Annotated in this window: 17 protein-coding genes and 1 rRNA gene; 13 read left to right on the forward strand and 5 right to left on the reverse strand. The window is 65.7% G+C overall.

The window, feature by feature from the left end; genetic code table 11:
* Positions 1-15: 15 nt before the first annotated feature.
* The 4 genes from KW836_RS27540 (at position 16) to KW836_RS27555 (ending at position 4,875) form a co-directional block, all read left to right on the forward strand.
* Positions 16-540, forward strand: a complete 525-nt coding sequence (locus tag KW836_RS27540; RefSeq protein WP_175185189.1) for a MarR family winged helix-turn-helix transcriptional regulator — start codon at positions 16-18, stop codon at positions 538-540.
* Between the two features lie 94 nt (positions 541-634).
* The gene (locus KW836_RS27545) at positions 635-2,050 is read left to right on the forward strand and encodes an efflux transporter outer membrane subunit (RefSeq protein ID WP_175125073.1); all 1,416 of its coding nucleotides are present in this window, start codon (positions 635-637) and stop codon (positions 2,048-2,050) included.
* A gap of 21 nt (positions 2,051-2,071) precedes the next feature.
* Entirely contained in the window at positions 2,072-3,265 is a 1,194-nt protein-coding gene (locus KW836_RS27550; RefSeq protein WP_175125074.1) for an efflux RND transporter periplasmic adaptor subunit, read from the forward strand.
* Positions 3,262-4,875 carry a DHA2 family efflux MFS transporter permease subunit gene (locus tag KW836_RS27555; RefSeq protein WP_255596380.1) on the forward strand — a complete coding sequence of 538 codons (1,614 nt, stop codon included), beginning with the start codon at positions 3,262-3,264 and terminating at the stop codon, positions 4,873-4,875. The genes KW836_RS27550 and KW836_RS27555 overlap by 4 nt, the downstream gene beginning before the upstream one ends.
* Before the next feature lie 91 nt (positions 4,876-4,966).
* Here KW836_RS27555 and KW836_RS27560 read toward each other — a convergent pair whose 3' ends face one another.
* The 3 genes from KW836_RS27560 to KW836_RS27570 form a co-directional block, all read right to left on the reverse strand.
* Positions 4,967-5,926, reverse strand: a complete 960-nt coding sequence (locus tag KW836_RS27560) for a hypothetical protein (protein WP_175125075.1) — start codon at positions 5,924-5,926, stop codon at positions 4,967-4,969.
* A gap of 32 nt (positions 5,927-5,958) precedes the next feature.
* Positions 5,959-7,026: a tartrate dehydrogenase gene (locus KW836_RS27565; protein WP_191577066.1), complete on the reverse strand. Its 1,068-nt coding sequence runs from the start codon at positions 7,024-7,026 to the stop codon at positions 5,959-5,961.
* A 127-nt stretch (positions 7,027-7,153) separates the two neighbouring features.
* Complete coding sequence (locus KW836_RS27570) at positions 7,154-8,692, reverse strand: helicase HerA-like C-terminal domain-containing protein (RefSeq protein WP_175125077.1); 1,539 nt, start codon at positions 8,690-8,692, stop codon at positions 7,154-7,156.
* A 159-nt stretch (positions 8,693-8,851) separates the two neighbouring features.
* Here KW836_RS27570 and KW836_RS27575 point away from each other — a divergent pair, with 159 nt between their 5' ends.
* From KW836_RS27575 to KW836_RS27605, 7 genes are all read left to right on the forward strand, one after another.
* Positions 8,852-9,583 carry a YebC/PmpR family DNA-binding transcriptional regulator gene (locus tag KW836_RS27575; protein ID WP_175125078.1) on the forward strand — a complete coding sequence of 244 codons (732 nt, stop codon included), beginning with the start codon at positions 8,852-8,854 and terminating at the stop codon, positions 9,581-9,583.
* 63 nt (positions 9,584-9,646) lie between these two features.
* Positions 9,647-10,954 carry a phosphoribosylamine--glycine ligase gene (purD, locus tag KW836_RS27580; protein ID WP_218345295.1) on the forward strand — a complete coding sequence of 436 codons (1,308 nt, stop codon included), beginning with the start codon at positions 9,647-9,649 and terminating at the stop codon, positions 10,952-10,954.
* A gap of 12 nt (positions 10,955-10,966) precedes the next feature.
* Positions 10,967-11,878, forward strand: coding sequence for an oxygen-dependent coproporphyrinogen oxidase (gene hemF, locus KW836_RS27585; RefSeq protein WP_191577069.1), 912 nt, complete (start codon positions 10,967-10,969; stop codon positions 11,876-11,878).
* Positions 11,875-12,462 carry a nicotinate (nicotinamide) nucleotide adenylyltransferase gene (gene nadD / locus KW836_RS27590; RefSeq protein ID WP_175139271.1) on the forward strand — a complete coding sequence of 196 codons (588 nt, stop codon included), beginning with the start codon at positions 11,875-11,877 and terminating at the stop codon, positions 12,460-12,462. The genes hemF and nadD overlap by 4 nt, the downstream gene beginning before the upstream one ends.
* A 63-nt stretch (positions 12,463-12,525) precedes the next feature.
* Complete coding sequence (gene rsfS, locus KW836_RS27595; RefSeq protein WP_218345296.1) at positions 12,526-12,936, forward strand: ribosome silencing factor; 411 nt, start codon at positions 12,526-12,528, stop codon at positions 12,934-12,936.
* A 7-nt stretch (positions 12,937-12,943) separates the two neighbouring features.
* The gene (gene rlmH / locus KW836_RS27600; protein WP_175139272.1) at positions 12,944-13,414 is read left to right on the forward strand and encodes a 23S rRNA (pseudouridine(1915)-N(3))-methyltransferase RlmH; all 471 of its coding nucleotides are present in this window, start codon (positions 12,944-12,946) and stop codon (positions 13,412-13,414) included.
* A 31-nt stretch (positions 13,415-13,445) separates the two neighbouring features.
* Entirely contained in the window at positions 13,446-14,072 is a 627-nt protein-coding gene (locus tag KW836_RS27605; protein ID WP_218345297.1) for a nucleoside triphosphate pyrophosphatase, read from the forward strand.
* A gap of 123 nt (positions 14,073-14,195) precedes the next feature.
* Here the strand turns inward: KW836_RS27605 and KW836_RS27610 are convergent, their stop codons facing one another.
* Positions 14,196-15,548, reverse strand: a complete 1,353-nt coding sequence (locus KW836_RS27610) for a dicarboxylate/amino acid:cation symporter (RefSeq protein ID WP_218345298.1) — start codon at positions 15,546-15,548, stop codon at positions 14,196-14,198.
* A gap of 291 nt (positions 15,549-15,839) precedes the next feature.
* On the opposite strand from KW836_RS27610, the gene KW836_RS27615 reads away from it, so the two are divergent.
* Together KW836_RS27615 and KW836_RS27620 are read left to right on the forward strand one after the other, a co-directional pair.
* The gene (locus KW836_RS27615) at positions 15,840-17,786 is read left to right on the forward strand and encodes an ATP-binding protein (RefSeq protein WP_175125086.1); all 1,947 of its coding nucleotides are present in this window, start codon (positions 15,840-15,842) and stop codon (positions 17,784-17,786) included.
* Between the two features lie 91 nt (positions 17,787-17,877).
* A complete protein-coding gene (locus KW836_RS27620; RefSeq protein ID WP_218345299.1) occupies positions 17,878-19,248 on the forward strand; it encodes a sigma-54 dependent transcriptional regulator in 1,371 nt (456 codons plus the stop codon).
* A gap of 299 nt (positions 19,249-19,547) precedes the next feature.
* Here KW836_RS27620 and rrf read toward each other — a convergent pair.
* Positions 19,548-19,646 (reverse strand): 5S ribosomal RNA (rrf, locus tag KW836_RS27625); the annotation flags it as partial.

The raw sequence follows: 19,646 nt of genomic DNA on the forward strand, positions 1-19,646 counted from the left end.
AGTAAAATGCGCCGCATGACTGCCGCGCCTTCCCTGCCCACGCCCGTATCCTCCGAGTCGCCCGACACCCCGGTCCATTACCGCAACGACACGCGTTGCATGGCCGAAGACAACGCGGGCTACCTCATCAAGCTGGCTTATCACTCCCTGAACCGCATGCTGGACCAGGAGATGGCGCCGCTTGACCTCACCGCCATGCAATGGCGTCCGCTGGCCATGGTGTTTCTGGGCCGTGCCGATACGCCCGCCGAACTGGCGCGGCTCAACGACATGGACACCGGCGCCATGACGCGTGCGCTAGACCGCCTGGAAGCCAAGGGCCTCTTGCGCCGCAACCGCAGCCAGGAAGACCGCCGCGTCGTCAAGATCGAGCTCACCGAACTGGGCGAGGCCAAGGCCCGCGAAATCCCCGCCAACATTGCCCGCGCGCTCAATCATCACCTGCGCGGCTTTTCGACCGACGAGGTCAAGCAGCTCATGCACTTCATGCGACGAATGATCGCAAACGGGTCCGCGTCCGGCTCCCCGGCCGATCGCTGACCCCACGCCCCGTGCTGGAGCCGGGGTTTTTATTTGGCATAATCGTTGCCTAGGCAAATACAGATTAATCAATTACTTTCAGCTAACAGTCAGGATGAAACGCCTTTTATCTACCGCATTGGTGCTCGCCCTCGCCGGTTGCGCGCTGATGGAGCCGGCGCCCAAGCCCGTCGCCGCGCTTGATGCCGCCAAGCTCGGGCTGACCGGTCAAGCCACCGAATGGCCCGCCGCCCAATGGTGGGAACGCTACGGCGACCCGCAGCTCAACGCACTGATGACAGAAGCGCTGGCAAACAGTCCGTCAATGAGCGCCGCGCAGGCGCGCCTGGCCAAGGCCAACGCCGCCGTCGGCATCGCGCGCGCGCCGCTGCTGCCGCGCGTGGACGCGGGCTACACCCTCAATCGCGAGCACCTGTCCAAGGACTACATCTACCCGGCGCCGCTGGGCGGCTCCGTCGTCAGCGACAACCGGCTGGCGCTGGACTTCAGCTACGAGCTTGATTTCTGGGGCAAGAACCGTTCGCGCCTGCAGTCCGCCGTGTCGCAACAGGAAGCCGCCAGCGCCGACGCGCAAGCCGCGCGCAACCTGCTCGCCAGCGCGACCGTGCGCGCCTACCTGAACCTGCAGAACGCGTTTGCCCAGCGCGACGTGCTGAACCGCGTGATCGCACAGCGCGCTGAAGTTCTGTCGCTGACCCAGGGCCGCTACTCGGCCGGGCTGGACACGCAGGTTGAAGTCAAGCAGGCCGAGTCGTCGCTAGCCTCCGGCAAGGTCGAACTGACCCAGACCGACACCACGCTCGCCCAACTGCGTAACCAGGTCGCCGCCTTGGCCGGCGCCGGCCCGCAGCGGGGACAGGATCTGGTTCAGGTGTCACTGACCGCACCGGCCGGCGCGGTCCCGGCCAGTGTTCCGCTCGACCTGCTCGGTCACCGGCCCGACGTCACGGCCGCCCGCTGGCGCGCCGAGGCGGCGCGCCACGCCATCGACACGGCCAAGGCCGAGTTCTATCCCAACGTGAACCTCGCCGCGTTCGTCGGCTTTCAGGCGATCGGCACCGGCAACCTGCTGGGCGCCGACGCCCGCATGGCCGGCATCGGTCCGGCCATCACGCTGCCCATCTTCCACGGCGGAGAACTCAACGCCAATCTCGCGGGCCGCCGCGCCGATGCGGACCTGGCGGTGTCGGACTACAACCAGACCGTGCTGGACGCCGCACATCAGGTCGCCGACGCCCTGGACGGCCTGCGCCTGCTGGACCAGGAAAAGGCCCAGCAACGCCAGGCGCGCGAGGCCATCGAGGCCGCCTACGCCCTGGCCGTCGACCGCTACAAGGCCGGCATGGGCAATTACATCACCGTGCTGATCGCGCAGACCGGCGTGCTGACGCAGGCCCGTCTTGAAACGGACCTGCGCATCCGCGCCTATCAGCTCGACGCCAACCTTGCCACCGCCCTGGGCGGCGGCTATGCGGCGCAGGCCGAGCCTGCCCCGAACTCCATTCATTGAACGATCCCGGATTCAGACGTCATGAACGCTGCCACTCCCACCACCCATCCCGCCCGTAAACGCCTCCTGCTGACGGCGACCGGCGTTTTCATCGTTGCCGGCATTGCCTACGGCATCTGGTGGGCGCTGTTCGGCGCCCATTTTGAAAGCACCGACGATGCCTACGTGCACGGCAACCTGGTGCAGATCACGCCGCAGGTGCCCGGCACCGTGGTGGCCATCGAAGCCGACGACACCGAAACGGTCACCGCCGGCCAGCCGCTGGTCCGCCTCGACCCCGCCGACACCGACGTCGCCCTGCAGCAGGCGCAAGCCAAGCTGGCGCAGACCGTGCGCCAGGTTCAGACCTACTACGTGCAGAACGATGCGCTGGCGGCCGACGTCGACCTGCGCAATGCCGACATCCTGCGCGCCCAGGCTGAACTGACCCGCGCGCAGAGCGACGTGAAGCGCCGCCAGCAGCTCGCCAAGTCGGGCGGCGTCAGCGGCGAGGAAATCCTGCACGCCGAGGTCGCGCTCAAGTCCGCGCAGTCCGGCGTTGCGCAAGCCAAGGCGGCGTTGGCCGCCGCGCAGGCCAAGCTGGCGACCAACCAGGCGCTGACGCAAGGCACCTCGGTAGCCGATCACCCCGACGTGCGCCAGGCGGCCGCCGAGCTGCGCAACGCCTGGCTTGCGCAGTCGCGCACCGTGCTGCCCGCCCCCGTGGGCGGCGTGATCGCGCGTCGCAGCGCGCAGGTCGGCCAGCGCGTCGCCCCCGGCGCCGCGCTGATGACCGTGGTGCCGCTGGACCAGGTCTGGGTCGAGGCCAACTTCAAGGAAGGCCAGTTGCGCAAGATGCGCATCGGCCAGCCGGTCAAGATGGTGGCCGATCTATACGGCAGCTCGGTCACCTACCACGGCACCGTCGCCGGGCTGGATGCCGGCACGGGCGCCGCCTTCGCCCTGCTTCCCGCCCAGAACGCCACCGGCAACTGGATCAAGGTGGTGCAGCGCGTCCCCGTGCGCATCACGCTGGACCCCGAAGACCTCAAGCAGCATCCGCTGCGCGTAGGCCTGTCGATGGACGTGGAAGTTGACGTCGGCAAGGACGATGGCGCCCCGCTCACGCAGGTGGCGCGCAAGGAACCGGCCTGGTCGACCCGCGCCTTCGAGCCCGCCCACAATGAAGTCGACGCAATGATCGCGAAGATCATCGCCGCCAACGTCGCATCATGAGCACGGCCGCCCAGCCCGCGGGCGCCGGCGCGCCCCAAGAAGCCGCCCGCCCGCCGGGCACCCATCCGCCATTGGAGGGCGCGACCCGCATCATCGGGTCCATTGCACTGTCGACCGCGGTCTTCATGAACGTGCTGGACACGTCCATCGCGAACGTGTCCATTCCCACCATCTCCGGCGACCTGGGCGTGAGCACCAGCCAGGGTACGTGGGTCATTACATCGTTCGCGGTGGCCAACGCCATCACCGTGCCGCTGACCGGCTGGCTGACGCAGCGCTTCGGACAGGTGCGCCTGTTCCTGATCTCCACGCTGCTCTTCGTGCTGGCGTCCTGGCTGTGCGGCTTTTCGCCCTCGCTCGAGGCGCTGATCGCGTTCCGGGTGCTGCAAGGCGCGGTGGCCGGCCCGATGATCCCCCTGTCGCAGACGCTGATGCTGGCCAGCTTTCCGAAGTCCAAGGCAGGCATGGCGCTGGCGGTCTGGTCTATGACCACACTGGTGGCGCCGGTGGCCGGCCCGCTGCTCGGCGGCTGGATTTCCGACAACTACACCTGGCCCTGGATCTTCTACATCAACGTGCCGGTGGGCCTCCTGGCGGCCTGGATCAGCTGGCGCATCTACGGCAACCGCGAATCCGTCACGCGCAAGCTGCCGATCGACAAGCTCGGCCTCGTCCTGCTCGTGGTCTGGGTAGGCGCGCTGCAGATCATGCTGGACAAGGGCAAGGAGCTGGACTGGTTTGCCAGCCCCACCATCATCGCGCTGGCGGCGATTGCGTTCGTGGCCTTCGTGTTCTTTCTGATCTGGGAGTTGACCGACGCGCACCCCGTAGTGGACCTGCGCCTTTTCAAGGTCCGCAACTTCACGGTGGGCGCGCTGACGCTGGCGGTGGCCTATGGCGTCTTCTTCGGCAACGTTGTGCTGCTGCCGCTCTGGCTGCAAAGCAACATGGGCTACACGGCGACCTATGCGGGGCTCGTGACTGCGCCGGTCGGACTGCTGGCGATCCTGCTCACGCCCATCGTGGGCAAGATGCTGGCCACGCGCGACCCCAGGCAGATCGTCACGGTCGCCTTCCTGATTTTTGCGCTGGTCTGCTTCATGCGCGCGGGCTTCAACACCCAGACGGACGTGCGCACGCTGATGATCCCGACCATCATCCAGGGCGCAGCGATGGCGGCGTTCTTCGTGCCGCTCACGTCGATCACGCTGTCCAGCATGGAGCCTTGGCGCATCCCGGCGGCATCCGGGCTGTCGAACTTCCTGCGGCTGACGGCGGGCGCGTTCGGCACGTCGATTTCGACGACGCTGTGGGAAAACCGCGCAACGCTGCATCACGCGCAGCTGACCGAGATTGCCCGCCCCGGCCAGCAGGCGTTCGACCAGACCATGAACAGCTTGCAGAACGGGCTGGGCGTCTCGCACCAGCAAGCGCTCACCATGGTGGACGGGCTGATCAATGCGCAGGCCTTCACGATGTCGGCGACGGACGTGTTCTACGCGTCCGCCGTCATCTTCCTGCTGCTGACGGGCCTGGTCTGGTTCGCGCGGCCGCGCGCGTCCAAATCGGGCGGCGGCGGTGCGGCGGAAGCGGCTGCCGGCGCGCACTGATACGATCGCATCGGCAAAAGCACAAGGCGCCTCGCGGCGCCTTGTTTTTTTCTGATGCTCGGGTTGGCCTGGCGGCGTCCGCACCGCCGGATCAGTCCTTGAGCAGCGTGCGCCAGTCCTTGCGTTCGATGATGTCAGCCGACAACGCGCTGACCGGCGACAGATTGAACACGGACACCCCCCGCGCGCGCCACAGCGGCGATGCAAAGCGGAAAGACGGTTCGATGTAGCGCGGAAAGTTGCGTGTCAGACGGCTGGTCTGTGGCTTGCCGCCCTCATCGTAGAAACGCAATCCGCCCTGCACGGTCAGGTCCAGCCCGTGCACGTAGACTTCGCGCACCCCGCCGGACATCAGGACCTGAAGGGCCGCATACGCGACGGTATCGGCATCGAATACCCCCAGCGAGGCATCGAAGCTGTAGCCCAGCCCCTGCTTGGCGTCCAGCAGTTCGACGTCAGCCGAGGCCGCCGCAATGCGCTTGAGCACTGCCGGCGCGGCGCTACGCTCGTAAGCGCGCTTGGATATCAGTTCGATGATGCAGATGCGGCAGCGGATGTGTTCCTGGGGGATGCCCTGCATGATGTAGCGCAGCACCTCCGGAAACACATACAAGGTCAGGTCGCTCGCGACGATCTCTCGCACCAGGTCGATGCGGTCGCGCACGAAGTTCTGGTCGATGATGCAGTAATACTTGAACTTCAGACCAAACTTGCGCGACAGCGCGATGGCGCCATTGACGCCCATCGCCACGCCGATATCCATCCGGTCATAGGGAATCTCGGCGATCGACGGGCCGCTCAGGATCAGATGCACCACCTTGTCGGCGGGATCGTAGCCTTGGGATAACGGCGTGACGGGCAGCGAACGACCGAAGGCGCGATACCCGCTGATCGCGCCTTCCTTGTCGCGCCAGATACGGACGAACGGCCACAGATGCTGATTGTGCCGCTGCGTACGCGAGCGCAGCATGCGAAAAAGCTTGCGCACGAAGCGGTCGGCCCGCCCGCCGCCCACGTGATCGGAGGGGGGAGAAATAATCGAGTCGTTCATCAATTAATCGGACGGGCCTGCCGCCAATGCAATCAGCCGGCTCGGACCAGCGCAGCGATCGCGTCGCCGACTTCGGCCGTTGAAGCGTTGCCTTTCATATCCCGCGTCCGCGGACCTTCGGCCAGCACGGTCTCGATTGCCTTGACAACGGCGGCCGACGCGTCGGGATACCCCAAGAAATCCAGCATCAATGCCCCGCTCCAGATCTGACCGATGGGGTTGGCGATGCCCTTGCCATAAATGTCCGGCGCCGAGCCATGCACCGGTTCAAAGAGCGACGGAAACTTGCGTTCCGGGTTGAGATTGGCGGAGGGCGCGATACCGATGGTGCCCGTGCAGGCCGGTCCCAGGTCCGACAGGATGTCGCCAAACAGGTTGGAAGCCACCACGACGTCGAACCAGTCCGGATGCTGCACGAAGTGCGCGCACAGGATGTCGATGTGATATTTGTCCCAGCGCACGTCGGGATAGTTCCCGGCCATCTCGGCCACGCGCTCGTCCCACCACGGCATCGAAATCGAAATGCCATTGGACTTGGTGGCGGCGGTCAGGTGCTTGCCGCGCTTTTGCGCCAGTTCAAATGCGAACTTCAGCACCCGCTCGGCGCCGATGCGCGTAAAAACACTTTCCTGGATGACCACTTCGCGGTCGGTGCCCTCGAACAGGCGGCCACCGCTGTTGGAGTATTCGCCTTCGGTGTTTTCACGCACGATGAAGAAATCGATCTCGCCGGGCTTGCGGTCGGCCAGCGGCGACGGCACGCCGGGCATCAGACGCACCGGGCGCAGATTGATGTATTGATCGAATTCACGGCGGAACTTGAACAACGAGCCCCACAAGGCCTCGTGGTCGGGCACGGTGGCGGGCCAGCCGATCGAACCGAAGAAAATGGCCTCGTGCTGGCCGATCTGGTCCTTCCAGTCGTCCGGCATCATCTTGCCGTGCTTGGCGTAGTAGTCGCAGCTCCAGTCGAAATGGTCCCATTGGAACTCGATTCCGAACCGCGTCGCCACGGCATCCAGCACCTTCAAACCTTCCGGCACGACTTCCTTGCCGATCCCGTCTCCTGGGAGCACCGCAATCTTGTGTTTCTTAGCCACCACGTCTTCCTTTGGTTTTCATTGATACACCGCCCGCAATGTCAGGCATAAATGCCGGCCACACAATACCCCACTTTACGAAACGGACGGTCGGACTAACCGATACGCCACGTTGCGCCGATGAGGCTTAGCGCCGGCCCTTCGATCCCAGCAACGACCCGAGGATCCCTCGCGTGAGTTCCCGCGCGATGGAGCGGGCCGAGCTTTTGGCAATGGTCTGCACCACGCCGTCGCGTTTGCCGCCGCGTGGTCCGGTCGACCCGAACAGCACGTCCTTCAGGCTGTCCATCAGCCCGCCGCTCTCGTCGGCAGGCGGCTGGGACGTCTTGGCGGACGGCTGCCCGGCCCGGGCCGGTACATCCTTGGCGACCGGAGGTTCTGCCGGCGCCGCCGCGCGGCCCGCCAGGATTTCGTAGGCGGACTCCCGGTCGACCGCCTTTTCATATTTGGGCGCCAGGGGATTGCCCTGGCGCAGCGCCTGACGTTCCGCGTCCGTCGCCGGCCCGATACGGCTGCCCGGCGGCACGATGTAGGCGCGCTCGGTCGGCATCGGGCGGCCCTTGGCATCCAGGAGCGACACCAGCGCCTCGCCCACGCCCAGCTCGGTGATCGCGGCCTCGATGTCCAGGCCGGGATTGGGCCGCATGGTCTGCGCCGCAGTCTTGACGGCCTTCTGGTCGCGCGGCGTGAACGCCCGCAGCGCATGCTGGACGCGGTTGCCCAACTGGCCCAGCACGGTGTCGGGGATATCCAGCGGATTCTGGGTCACGAAATAAACGCCCACGCCCTTGGAGCGGACCAGGCGCACGACCTGCTCGATCTTGGTCAGGAGCGCCTGCGGGGCGTCGTTGAACAGCAGGTGGGCCTCGTCGAAGAAGAAGACCAGCTTGGGCTGGTCCATGTCACCCACCTCGGGCAGCTTTTCATACAGGTCGGCCAGCAGCCACAGCAGGAAGATGGCGTACAGGCGCGGCGCCTGCATCAGCTTGTCGGCCGCCAGCACGTTGACGATGCCGCGGCCCTGCGCGTCGGTGCGCATCAGGTCGGCAACGTCCAGCATCGGCTCGCCGAAAAACCGTTCCGCGCCTTGCGATTCCAGCGCGAGCAGACCGCGCTGGATGGCGCCGACGCTGGCCGAGGACACATTGCCGTAGCGTGTCTTCAGTTCGCCGGCGCGGTCGGCGACGTCCTGCAGCATCGCCCGCAAATCCTTCAAGTCCAGCAGCAGCTGTCCCTCGTCGTCCGCCACCTTGAAAACCAGGGTCAGGACGCCTTCCTGCGTGTCGTTCAGTTCAAGAATGCGCGACAGCAGCAGCGGCCCCATATCGGTAATGGTGGCCCGCACCGGCAGCCCCTGCTCGCCAAAGACGTCCCACAGGGCGACCGGGCTGGCGCCCCAGGCGGGCTCCGGCAGCCCCAGATTCTTCAGGCGTTCCTGCAGCTTGGGGCTGGACACGCCCGCCTGCGAAATGCCGGTCAGGTCACCTTTGACGTCCGCCATGAACACGGGCGTGCCGATCCGGGAAAAAGACTCGGCAAGGACCTGCAGCGTGACGGTTTTGCCCGTGCCGGTGGCCCCCGTGATGCACCCGTGGCGGTTGGCCAGGGCCGGCAGCAGCGCCAACTCGGTCTGCGCGTTCTTGGCGATGACAAGGGGGTTGGGCATGGGCGGCTCCGGACCAGGGATCAGATGGATGCCCAAGTGTAGAGCCTGCCGCCCGCCTTGTGCGCGTGGCTATATGGACACAAGCGTCCCTCTTGCCGGACGGGAGGGCCGCCGGCACGGTAAAATGCCGTCTTTGCAGACACATTACCCTGGGAAGCCATGGCCGGACACAGCAAATGGGCCAATATTCAGCACCGCAAAGGGCGCCAAGACGCCAAGCGCGGAAAGCTCTGGACCAAGATCATTCGTGAAATCACCGTGGCGGCGCGCGCCGGCGGCCCCGACCCGGACAGCAACCCGCGTTTGCGCATGGCCTGGGACAAGGCCACCGACGCCAACATGCCCAAGGACAACATCCAGCGCGCCATCCAGCGTGGCGCGGGCGGCGCCGACGGCGAGGCCTACGAAGAAGTCCGCTACGAAGGCTACGGCATTGGCGGCGCAGCGGTCATCGTCGACTGCATGACCGACAACCGCACCCGCACCGTCGCCGAAGTCCGCCACGCGTTCTCGAAGAACGGCGGCAACCTCGGCCAGGAAGGCTCGGTCGCCTTCATGTTCAAGCACTGCGGCCAATTCGTGTTCGCCCCGGGCACCCCTGAAGACAAGGTCATGGAAGCCGCCCTCGAGGCCGGCGCCGAAGACGTCACCACCGACGAAGAAGGCGTGATCGAAGTCGTCTGCGCCCCGTCCGATTACGCTGCCGTGCGCAAGGCCTTCGACGAGGCCGGCCTGAAGGCAGAAGTCGACGGCATCGTCATGAAGGCCCTGAACGAAACCGAACTCGCCGGCGACGACGCCGCCAAGATGCAGAAACTGCTCGACGCCCTGGAAAGCCTGGACGACGTGCAGGAAGTCTATACGACCGTCATTTTCGACGAAGCGCAGTAACTCTCCCTTTCCTGGCGCGCCGGCGGTTCCGTCTGCCTGCGCGCCTCTTCAGACTCACGCAACATGAAACTCCTGGTAATTGGCTCGGGCGGCCGCGAACATGCCCTCGCCTGGCGGCTGGCCCGCTCCCCGCGCGTGCACAAGGTGTATGTCGCTCCGGGCAACGGCGGCACGCAACGGGCCGAGCAGATGGAGAACATCCCGCTCACCAATGCCGAGGAACTGGCCGATTTCGTCCAGCGCGAGGGCATCGCCCTGACGGTCGTCGGCCCCGAGGCGCCCCTGGCCGCCGGTGTCGTCGACGTCTTCCGCGCCCGTGGCCTGAAGATCTTCGGGCCCACCAAGGCCGCCGCGCAGCTTGAAAGCTCCAAGGATTACGCCAAGGCCTTCATGGTCCGGCACAACATCCCGACCGCGCGCTACGAAACCTTCACCGACCCGGCCACGGCTCATGCCTACATTGACCAGGAAGGCGCGCCTATCGTCATCAAGGCTGACGGTCTGGCCGCGGGCAAGGGCGTGGTCGTCGCCGCCACCCTCGAAGAAGCGCACGCCGCCGTCGACGCCATGCTGGGCGACGGCTCCATGGGCGAAGCCGGCGCGCGCGTCGTCATCGAAGAGTGCCTGATCGGCGAAGAAGCCAGCTTCATCGTCATGTGCGACGGCCGCAACGTGCTCGCCCTGGCCACCAGCCAGGACCACAAGCGCCTGCAGGACGGCGACCGCGGTCCCAACACGGGCGGCATGGGCGCCTACTCGCCCGCGCCCATCGTCACGCCCGAACTGCATCACCGCATCATGCGCGAAATCATCCTGCCTACCGTGCAGGGCATGACGCGCGACGGCATTCCGTACACGGGTTTCCTGTACGCCGGCCTGATGATTGCCCCGGGCGATGACCCCGACCGCGAAATCAAGACGCTGGAATTCAACTGCCGCATGGGCGACCCCGAAACCCAGCCCATCATGATGCGCGTCAAGAGCGACCTGCTGGATGCCCTCGAGCACGCCGTCGAAGGCACGCTCGACCAGGCTGACATCGTCTGGGACCGCCGCACCGCCCTGGGCGCCGTGCTGGCCGCTCACAGCTATCCCAACACGCCGCGCACCGGCGACGTCATCCGCGGCCTGCCCGCCGATGCCGAAGACTGCATGGTCTTTCACGCCGCCACCCAGCTCGATGGCGAAGAAGTCAAGACCACTGGCGGGCGCGTACTGTGCGTCACCGCCCTGGGCGATTCCGTCAAAATGGCGCGCGACCGTGTCTACGAAGCCATTGACCGCATCCACTTCGATGGCCGCCAGTACCGCTCCGACATCGGCTGGCGCGCGCTCAAGCCGTCGCAGCAAAAGCCCAAGTCCAACGCGTAACCGGAACCGCCCATGACCGCTCTGCCCGTCTCCGCTGTCCGGGACTACCTCACCGGCTTGCAGGCCCGCATCGTGGGCGCGCTGGAAGCGGCCGAAGGCGGCCCCTTCCGCGCCGACGAATGGGTGCGGCCCGAGGGCGGCGGCGGTCTGTCGCGCCTGCTCGAAGGCGGCCAGCTCTTCGAACGCGCCGGCGTGCTGTTCAGCCACGTCAAGGGTTCCAAGCTGCCGCCATCGGCCAGCGCGCACCGCCCGGAACTTGCCGGCCGCTCATGGGAAGCCATGGGCGTGTCCATGGTGCTGCACCCGCGCAATCCGTACGTGCCCACCACGCACATGAACGTGCGCATGTTCGTCGCGGCCGCGCGGCCCGGCCATGACGAGGCCGACGTCTTCTGGTTCGGCGGCGGCATCGACCTCACCCCGTACTATCCCTTCGAAGAAGACGCCCGCCACTTCCACACGGTGTGCCGGGACGCGCTGGCGCCCCATGGGCCCGATTACTATCCGCGCTACAAGCGCTGGTGCGACGAATACTTCTTCCTCAAGCATCGCGACGAAACCCGCGGCATCGGCGGCGTCTTCTTCGACGACCTGAACGCCCCCGGCTTCGACGCGTCCTTCGCCCTGACCCGTTCGGTCGGCGACGCATTCCTGGACAGCTACCTGCCCATCGTCGACAAGCGCCGCGGCATCGCCTACACCGAACGCGAGCGCGATTTCCAGGCCTACCGCCGCGGCCGCTACGTCGAATTCAACCTGGTCTTCGACCGCGGCACGCTCTTCGGCCTGCAATCCGGGGGCCGCACCGAATCGATCCTGCTGTCCATGCCGCCGCTCGCGCAATGGCGCTACGACTGGCAGCCTGAAGCCGGCACCCCCGAGGCCGAACTGGCCGCCTATCTCAAACCGCGGGACTGGGTTTGAAACGCATCGGCCTCTTCGGCGGCAGCTTCGACCCCGTTCACGTCGCCCACATCGCGCTGGCGCAGAATGCCCTGCAGTCGCTGGGGTTAGACCAGGTGCAGCTCATCCCCGCCGCCAACCCCTGGCAGCGCGCTGCGCTGAACGCCACCGCCGAACATCGCCTTGCGATGCTGGAACTGGCCATCGCCGGCCATCCCGGACTGGCGGTCAACCCCATTGAAATCGAGCGGGGCGGCGCCACCTACACCATCGACACGCTGCGCGCCCTGCCGCAGGACGCGCGCTATGCATGGCTGCTGGGGGCCGACCAGCTCGCCAATTTCTGCACCTGGCGCAACTGGCGCGACATTTCCAGCCTGGTCGACCTGGCCGTGGCCACCCGCCCCGGCACGCCCCTAAGCGCACCGCCGGAACTTGCGCAATGGCTAGAGGACCAGGGCCGCACGCTGCAAGAATTGCCTTTTCCGCCCATGCCGGTGTCGGCTTCCGAAATCCGCCAGCGCCTGGCGCAGGGCGAATCCACCGACGGACTGCTCGACGCGTCCGTCGCCGCCTATATTGCGGCGCACAAACTCTACCGATAAACCCTTCCCGCCCGGCGCTGCCGGTCAGCCGCCGCTGCCCTCGAGCGGGTTATATTTGCACCTATGGATATACAGAAACTCCAACGCGCCGTCATCGACGCCCTCGAAGACGTCAAGGCGCAAGACATCAAGGTCTTCAGCACCACGCATCTGACCAGCCTGTTCGATCGCGTCGTGATTGCAAGCGCCACCTCCAACCGGCAGACCCGCGCGCTGGCGTCCAGCGTCGCCGATCGCGGCCGCGCCATGTCGATCACCGGCATCACCATCGAAGGCGAGGACACCGGTGAATGGGTCGTCGTCGACCTTGGCGACGTCGTCGTGCACATCATGCAGCCGGCCATTCGCCAGTATTACAACCTCGAAGAAATCTGGGGCGGCAAGCCGGTGCGCGTGAAGCTCCTGCCCGAATCGACCCGCGTCGCGCCTGTCCCCAGCGACAGCGACGGCGGTTACGACGACACCGAAGACTGATCACGCCGTGAAGCTGATCGTCGTCGCGGTGGGCACGCGGATGCCGGACTGGGTGCAGACCGCCTGGGACGACTACGCCAAGCGCCTGCCGGCCGACTGCGCCCTTGAACTGCGCGAGATCAAGCCCGAACCCCGCACCACAGGCAAGACCCCGGCCCAGATGATGGCGGCCGAGGCCAAGCGCATTGAGGCCGCCCTGCCCGCCAATGTGCTGCGCCTGGCCCTGGACGAACGCGGCCGCGACCTCACCACGATGGCGCTGTCGCAAAAACTCGAACAGTGGCGCGCGGGCGGGCAGGATGTCGCGTTTCTTGTCGGCGGCCCCGACGGCCTGGATCCCGCCCTCAAGGCATCCGCCAGCGGCCAGTTGCGCCTGTCGTCCCTCACGTTGCCCCACCCCATGGTGCGCGTGGTCCTGGCCGAACAGCTCTACCGCGCCTGGGCCATCATGACCAACCATCCCTACCACCGCGCGTGACCGCCGCCCGGCGGCGCCTGCCCTGCTGCGCATGACCGACACCGCCACTCTCTCCCGTTCCTCCCCGCGCCTCTATCTCGCCTCCGCCAGCCCGCGCCGCCGCGAATTGCTGAATCAGATCGGCCTCGCGCACGAGGTCCTGCTCGTCCCGGCCCCGCCCGGCGAGGACGAACCGCAGCATCCGGGCGAAAGCGCCGCTGATTACGTGCAGCGCACCGCCCGGGACAAGGCCCTGCGCGGCCGCGACTGGATGCGTGCGCACGACATGCCCATCCTGCCCCTGCTCGCAGCCGACACCACCGTCATCCTGGCGGGCGAGGTCCTGGGCAAGCCGGCGGACCGTGACGACGCCATCCGTATCCTGCAAGCGCTATCGGGCACGGCACACGAAGTCCATACCGCCGTCGCGGTCTGCAGCGGCGACCGGCTGCTGGAAGCCGTCTCCATCACCGAAGTCCACATGCGCGCCCTGCAAGATGACGAAATCGGCCGCTATTGCGACAGCGGCGAACCCTTCGGCAAGGCGGGCGCGTATGGCATTCAAGGCCTGGCGGGCACATTCGTCTCGCGCATCGCCGGCAGCTACACCGGCGTAATGGGCCTGCCGCTCTTCGAAACCGCCAACCTGCTCCGCGAGGCCGGCATCCAGGTGCCCTGACACAAATCCAGCCCGAAAAAAAATCCCCCGCGCCGCATGGCTTTCGGGGGATTTTTTTTGACCGGCACGCGATTCGGCGCAGGCCATGTTTCATTCGCCGCCGGGCACGCGCGGCGAAAAAGTTTAGCTCTGGCGGGCAGGTTCGCCGATGGCGACTTGCGGCTGCGATTGCGTCCGCGCCGCCGCGGGCGTGCCTGCGCTGTCCAGCGTGGCATGCAGTTGCTCCTGATCGAGCTCGCCTTCCCAGCGCGCGACGACCACGGTGGCAGTCGCGTTGCCGACCAGGTTGGTCAGGGCGCGGCATTCCGACATGAAGCGATCCACACCCAGGATCAGCGCCATGCCGGCGACCGGCACCGAAGGCACCACCGACAGCGTGGCCGCCAGCGTGATGAAACCCGCGCCGGTCACGCCGGCCGCGCCCTTCGAGCTCAGCATCGCCACGAGCAGCAGCAGGATCTGATCACCCAGCGACAGCGGAATGTCGCAGGCCTGCGCAATGAACAGCGCGGCCATCGTCATGTAGATGTTGGTGCCGTCCAGGTTGAACGAGTAACCGGTAGGCACCACCAGGCCGACCACCGACTTCGAGCAGCCAGCGCGTTCCATCTTCTGCATCAACGTCGGCAGAGCGGCTTCCGACGAGCTCGTGCCCAGCACCAGCAGCAGTTCTTCGCGGATGTAGCGGACCAGCTTGAAGATCGAGAAGCCGTTGTAGCGGGCAACCAGGCCCAGCACGACCACCACGAACAGCACCGACGTCGCGTAGAACGTGCCCACCAGCATCGCCAGGTTCACGACTGACTTGATGCCGTATTTGCCGATGGTGAACGCCATCGCGCCAAAGGCGCCGATGGGCGCGGCCTTCATCAGGATCGCCACCATCTTGAAGATGGGCTGCGCCAGCGCCGTCATGAAATTCAGGATCGGTTTGCCGCGCTCGCCGACCATGGCGAGCGAAATGCCGAACAGCACCGCCACGAACAGCACCTGCAGGATGTCGCCACCGACGAACGGGCTGAAGATGGTCGTGGGAATCACGTTCATCAAGAAGCCGGTGATCGTCGAATCATGCGCCTTGGCGACATATCCGGATACGGCCTTCTGATCCAGCGTGGTCGGGTCGATGTGCATGCCGGCGCCGGGCTGCACGATATGGCTGACCACCATGCCGACGACCAACGCCAACGTCGAGAACACCAGGAAATACAGCATGGCCTTGCCGGCCACGCGCCCGACCTTCTTCAGGTCGCTCATGGCGGCAATGCCGGTTGCCACGGTCAGGAAGATGACCGGCGCAATGATCATCTTCACCAGCTTGATGAAGGCGTCGCCCAGCGGTTGCATCTGCTGGCCGAGTTCCGGCTTGAATGCGCCAAGCAAGATGCCTACCACGATGGCGAAGATCACCTGCACGTACAGGATTTGATAGAACTTGAGCTTGCGCGCGGGCGCGCTTTGATCCACTTCGATCATTGGGACTGTCCCCACCAGGGCCCCTTGCTCCGCGCAGCGTGGCGCGTGCGACGTCGGGGCGTTATCTGTTTTATGGCCATGCGATCCTGCCGCCGGCCGATTTCACCGCGGGTGTGCCGCGCGGCTTGCCGGTATAAACGCAATACCCATGCCAAGTCAGGCGGCTCCGCAACAATTCAGATAAAGCATTGAAAAATATAGGATTTCGCAATCGATGCTTGTCCACCGAGAAGCATTAATAGGCGAATCTCCGCACAGAAACCCGCTAAAATGTGCGGAAAACCGCACACCATGAACGGCTCCTCTTCCTCACCCCTCCCCCCGCCCACCTCTTCCCGCGCCTGGTCCTGGCCATGGCGCGTGGGGCTGACACTGCTGGCCGTCGGCATCGTCGCGATCACGCTGCACGCGGCCACCCAGTGGGCGCGCGACGGGGCGCTGCGCGAGGCCGCCCTCCAGGCCCGCAGCACCGGCCAGATCAACGCCGCGCTGCTGCGCAACAACCTCGACAAATTCCGGGCGCTGCCCTTTGTGCTGACTCAAGACGTCGACCTGCGCGCGGCGCTTCAAGGGGCCAGTTCAAGGCAGATCGAGGCGTTGGACGAAAAGCTCGAAGCGCTCAGCCGCGGCGTCGGCGCCTCCGCCATCTACGTGCTCGACAAAAAAGGCCTGGCGATCGCCGCCAGCAATTGGCGCGAACCGGCCACCTTCGTCGGCGTCGATTACGAATTCCGCCCCTACTTCCAGGGATCGGTCCTGCACGGCTCGGCCGAACACTTCGCACTGGGCACGGTCAGCCACGAAGCGGGCCTGTACCTGTCGCGGCGTGTGGACGACGCGCAGGGCGCAATGCTGGGCGTGGTGGTCTTGAAGGTCGACTTCCGGGACCTGGAGGCCGATTGGCGCCAAGCCAACGCCGTCATCTTCGTGACCGACGAACATGGGGTGGTGTTGCTGGGCAATATTCCAGACTGGCGCTTCAGGGTGCTGGCGCCGCTGTCGGCCGCGCTGGCAGAGACGCTGCGCACCAGCCTGCAGTTTGGCGACGCAAAATTCCAACCGCTTCCCGTCACACCGCCCCTGCAACCGGCCAGCAACGGCCAACTCATCCGCACCGACGACGCGCTGCCCCGCGCCGCCGCCGGCGCTCCGCTGCTGCACACCACCCTGCCGGTCATCGAATCGCCCGGCTGGACGCTGCACCAGCTATCCCCGGTGCAGGCGGCCATGAATCAGGCCAGCGCCAATGCCCAACTCGGCGCATTACTTACGCAGAGCGTGCTCGCCGCGCTGATCGGCGTGGTGCTGTACCGCCGTCATCGCAACCAGGAACGCGCCGAGCAACAGGCCGCGATTCAACAACAGCTCGCAGCGCTGGTGGACGAGCGCACAGCGCAGCTTCGAGACGTGAACGCCAAGCTCGTCGACGAAATGGACGAACGCCAAAGCGCCGAATCCCAGCTTCACACCATGAAGGACGAACTGGTCCAAGCCAGCAAGCTGGCATTGCTGGGCCAGGTCGCGGCTGGCGTCGCGCACGAGGTCAACCAGCCCGTCGCAGCCATCCGCGCCTACGCCGACAACGCCGCCGAGTTTCTGCGACGCCGCGACGAAAGCGCCGTCCAGGAGAACCTGGGTACCATCGCCGCACTGACCGATCGAATCGGCCACATCACCGGCGAGCTTCGCGCCTTTTCGCGCAAGGCAGGTGCAACAGTCGGCCCAACCGACCTGATGGAAGCTCTGGAAGGGGCGATTCTCCTCGTGGGTCCCCGCGCCCGCCGCCAAGGCGTCACGCTGCAAAGCCCGCCTCGCAACCAGAACTGCCACGTCCTGGCCAATCGCGTTCGGTTGGAGCAGGTTTTGGTCAATCTGCTGCAGAACGGGCTCGAGGCGCTGGAAGGCGCCCAGAACGGGCGAATCATCATCGCCTTGCAAGACCTCGGCGACACCGTGCAGCTGCAGGTTCACGACAACGGCCCCGGCCTGTCCGACCAAGCCCGCGCCCACCTCTTCACCCCCTTTCACACGACCAAGCCGGACGGCATGGGCCTGGGCCTCGTCATCAGCCGCGACATCGTCACAGAGTTCGGCGGCGAACTACGCGCCGCCCGCCCAGGCGATGCCAGCTTGCCGTCCCCTCATGCGCCCGCGACCGGCGCCTTGTTCATTCTGACCCTGCGCAAAGCGCCGGATCAAAATCACACCCCGAGCACTCACCATGACGCGTGCCCCTGATCCTCAGTCCCCCGGCGCCGAGGCCCCAACTGCCGCAAATTCCGCAAATGCCCGTAATACAGCAAAGGTCGCGGACTTGACGGACGACCGCATGCAACGGCCCATCGCGCCCCACGCCGTGTTCATTGACGACGACGACGAACTGCGCCGCGCGGCCCAGCAAACGCTGAAGCTTCACGGCATCTCGGTCGAGGCGCACGCCAACGCGCGCGCTGCGTTGCCGGCCCTGGACCGGAATTTCGATGGCGTAGTGGTCACGGATATCCGCATGCCTGATATTGACGGCCTCGAGCTTTTCCAGCGGCTACGCGCCATCGACCCTGACATTCCGGTCATCCTGATCACCGGTCACGGCGACATCGCCACAGCAGTTCAATGCATGCGGGAAGGTGCGTACGACTTCCTGTCAAAGCCCTATCCGGCCGATCGACTGGTCGCCGCCATCAGCCATGCCGCCGAAAAGCGGCGCCTCGTTCTCGAAAACCGCCGTCTGCGCGAAGCCGCCTTCACCGTCGAAGCCGACGAAGTGCCGTTCATCGGCACCACGCCCGCCATGCAGCGCATCAAGCAAACGCTGCGCCACATTGCAGACGCCGATGTCGATGTGCTCGTTGAAGGTGAAACGGGCACCGGCAAGGAAGTCGTCGCAACCGCACTGCACCGCCTGAGCCGCCGCCGGCACCGTGCGCTGGTCGCCATCAATTGCGGCGCCTTGCCCGAAAGTGTCATCGAAAGCGAACTCTTCGGTCACGAGCCTGGCGCTTTCACGGGCGCCCAAAAGAAACGCATCGGCCGCATCGAACATGCCAGCGGCGGCACCCTGTTTCTCGATGAAATCGAAAGCATGCCGCTCGCCGTCCAGGTCAAACTGCTGCGCGTGCTCGAATCACGCCAGATCACTCCGCTCGGCAGCAACGAAGTCCGCAATCTCGACCTGCGCGTAGTCGCCGCCACAAAAGAAGATCTGGGTAGCCCCGCCATACGCGCCAAGTTCCGCGAAGATCTGTTCTACCGCCTCAACGTCGTCACGATCCGCCTTCCACCGTTGCGGGAACGCCGTGAAGACATCCCGCTACTCTTCGCCCACTACCTCGGCCACGCCTCACGCCGTTTCCAGCGCGACATCCCCGACATGCCCGCCTCGATCCGCCAACACCTGATGACGCACGACTGGCCCGGCAACGTTCGTGAACTCGCGCACTTCGCAGAACGTTTCGTGCTTGGGGTTCTCAATAGCTCCGCACCTGAGCCTGTCCAACCGCAAGGGGGCGCCCTCAGCCTTCCGGAACGCATGGAGCAGATCGAAGCGCAAATCATCCGCGACGCCCTCACCGCCCACCGCGGCGACATCAAGGCCACGCTCGACGCGCTAGGCATTCCGCGCAAGACGTTCTACGACAAACTTCAACGCCACGGCATCGACCGCCAGGATTACGTCGGCGGATCCCGTAGCCCTCTCTAAAGCAGCCAAGTCGAGAATCCTCTGCTGCGCAGGCCATCCCCCGCTCAACAAAACAAAAACCCCTCGCGGCGCCAGCCGCGAGGGGTTTATTAATTAAAGCGATATACCAAGGATGTTTTGAGGCCAGCAGCGCATAGCCGCGCCCCGCGCCGACGTATTAGCGCTCCGCGCCCGACCTGCTTCTCTTGTCAGGCATCGGCACCGCTCGCCACGCACCAGCAATGCAGCTGGGCACTTATTCCCGACGCCACAAAGACAAAACCCCGCAGGCGATACCTGCGGGGTTTTGAGCAATAAAAGCCTGACGATGACCTACTTTCACAGACGTCCGTCCACTATCATCGGCGCAAAGGCGTTTCACTGTCCTGTTCGGGATGGGAAGGAGTGGTACCACCTTG

Source organism: Achromobacter sp. ACM05 (genome assembly GCF_019218915.1).
Lineage (GTDB): Bacteria > Pseudomonadota > Gammaproteobacteria > Burkholderiales > Burkholderiaceae_B > Achromobacter > Achromobacter animicus.

Coding starts and splice junctions, on each gene's coding strand:
- KW836_RS27540 (WP_175185189.1), top strand. CDS start 16: ATGACTGCCGCGCCTTCCCTGCCCACGCCCGTATCCTCCGAGTCGCCC.
- KW836_RS27545 (WP_175125073.1), top strand. CDS start 635: ATGAAACGCCTTTTATCTACCGCATTGGTGCTCGCCCTCGCCGGTTGC.
- KW836_RS27550 (WP_175125074.1), top strand. CDS start 2,072: ATGAACGCTGCCACTCCCACCACCCATCCCGCCCGTAAACGCCTCCTG.
- KW836_RS27555 (WP_255596380.1), top strand. CDS start 3,262: ATGAGCACGGCCGCCCAGCCCGCGGGCGCCGGCGCGCCCCAAGAAGCC.
- KW836_RS27560 (WP_175125075.1), bottom strand. CDS start 5,926: ATGAACGACTCGATTATTTCTCCCCCCTCCGATCACGTGGGCGGCGGG.
- KW836_RS27570 (WP_175125077.1), bottom strand. CDS start 8,692: ATGCCCAACCCCCTTGTCATCGCCAAGAACGCGCAGACCGAGTTGGCG.
- KW836_RS27575 (WP_175125078.1), top strand. CDS start 8,852: ATGGCCGGACACAGCAAATGGGCCAATATTCAGCACCGCAAAGGGCGC.
- purD (WP_218345295.1), top strand. CDS start 9,647: ATGAAACTCCTGGTAATTGGCTCGGGCGGCCGCGAACATGCCCTCGCC.
- hemF (WP_191577069.1), top strand. CDS start 10,967: ATGACCGCTCTGCCCGTCTCCGCTGTCCGGGACTACCTCACCGGCTTG.
- rsfS (WP_218345296.1), top strand. CDS start 12,526: ATGGATATACAGAAACTCCAACGCGCCGTCATCGACGCCCTCGAAGAC.
- KW836_RS27605 (WP_218345297.1), top strand. CDS start 13,446: ATGACCGACACCGCCACTCTCTCCCGTTCCTCCCCGCGCCTCTATCTC.
- KW836_RS27610 (WP_218345298.1), bottom strand. CDS start 15,548: ATGATCGAAGTGGATCAAAGCGCGCCCGCGCGCAAGCTCAAGTTCTAT.
- KW836_RS27615 (WP_175125086.1), top strand. CDS start 15,840: ATGAACGGCTCCTCTTCCTCACCCCTCCCCCCGCCCACCTCTTCCCGC.
- KW836_RS27620 (WP_218345299.1), top strand. CDS start 17,878: ATGCAACGGCCCATCGCGCCCCACGCCGTGTTCATTGACGACGACGAC.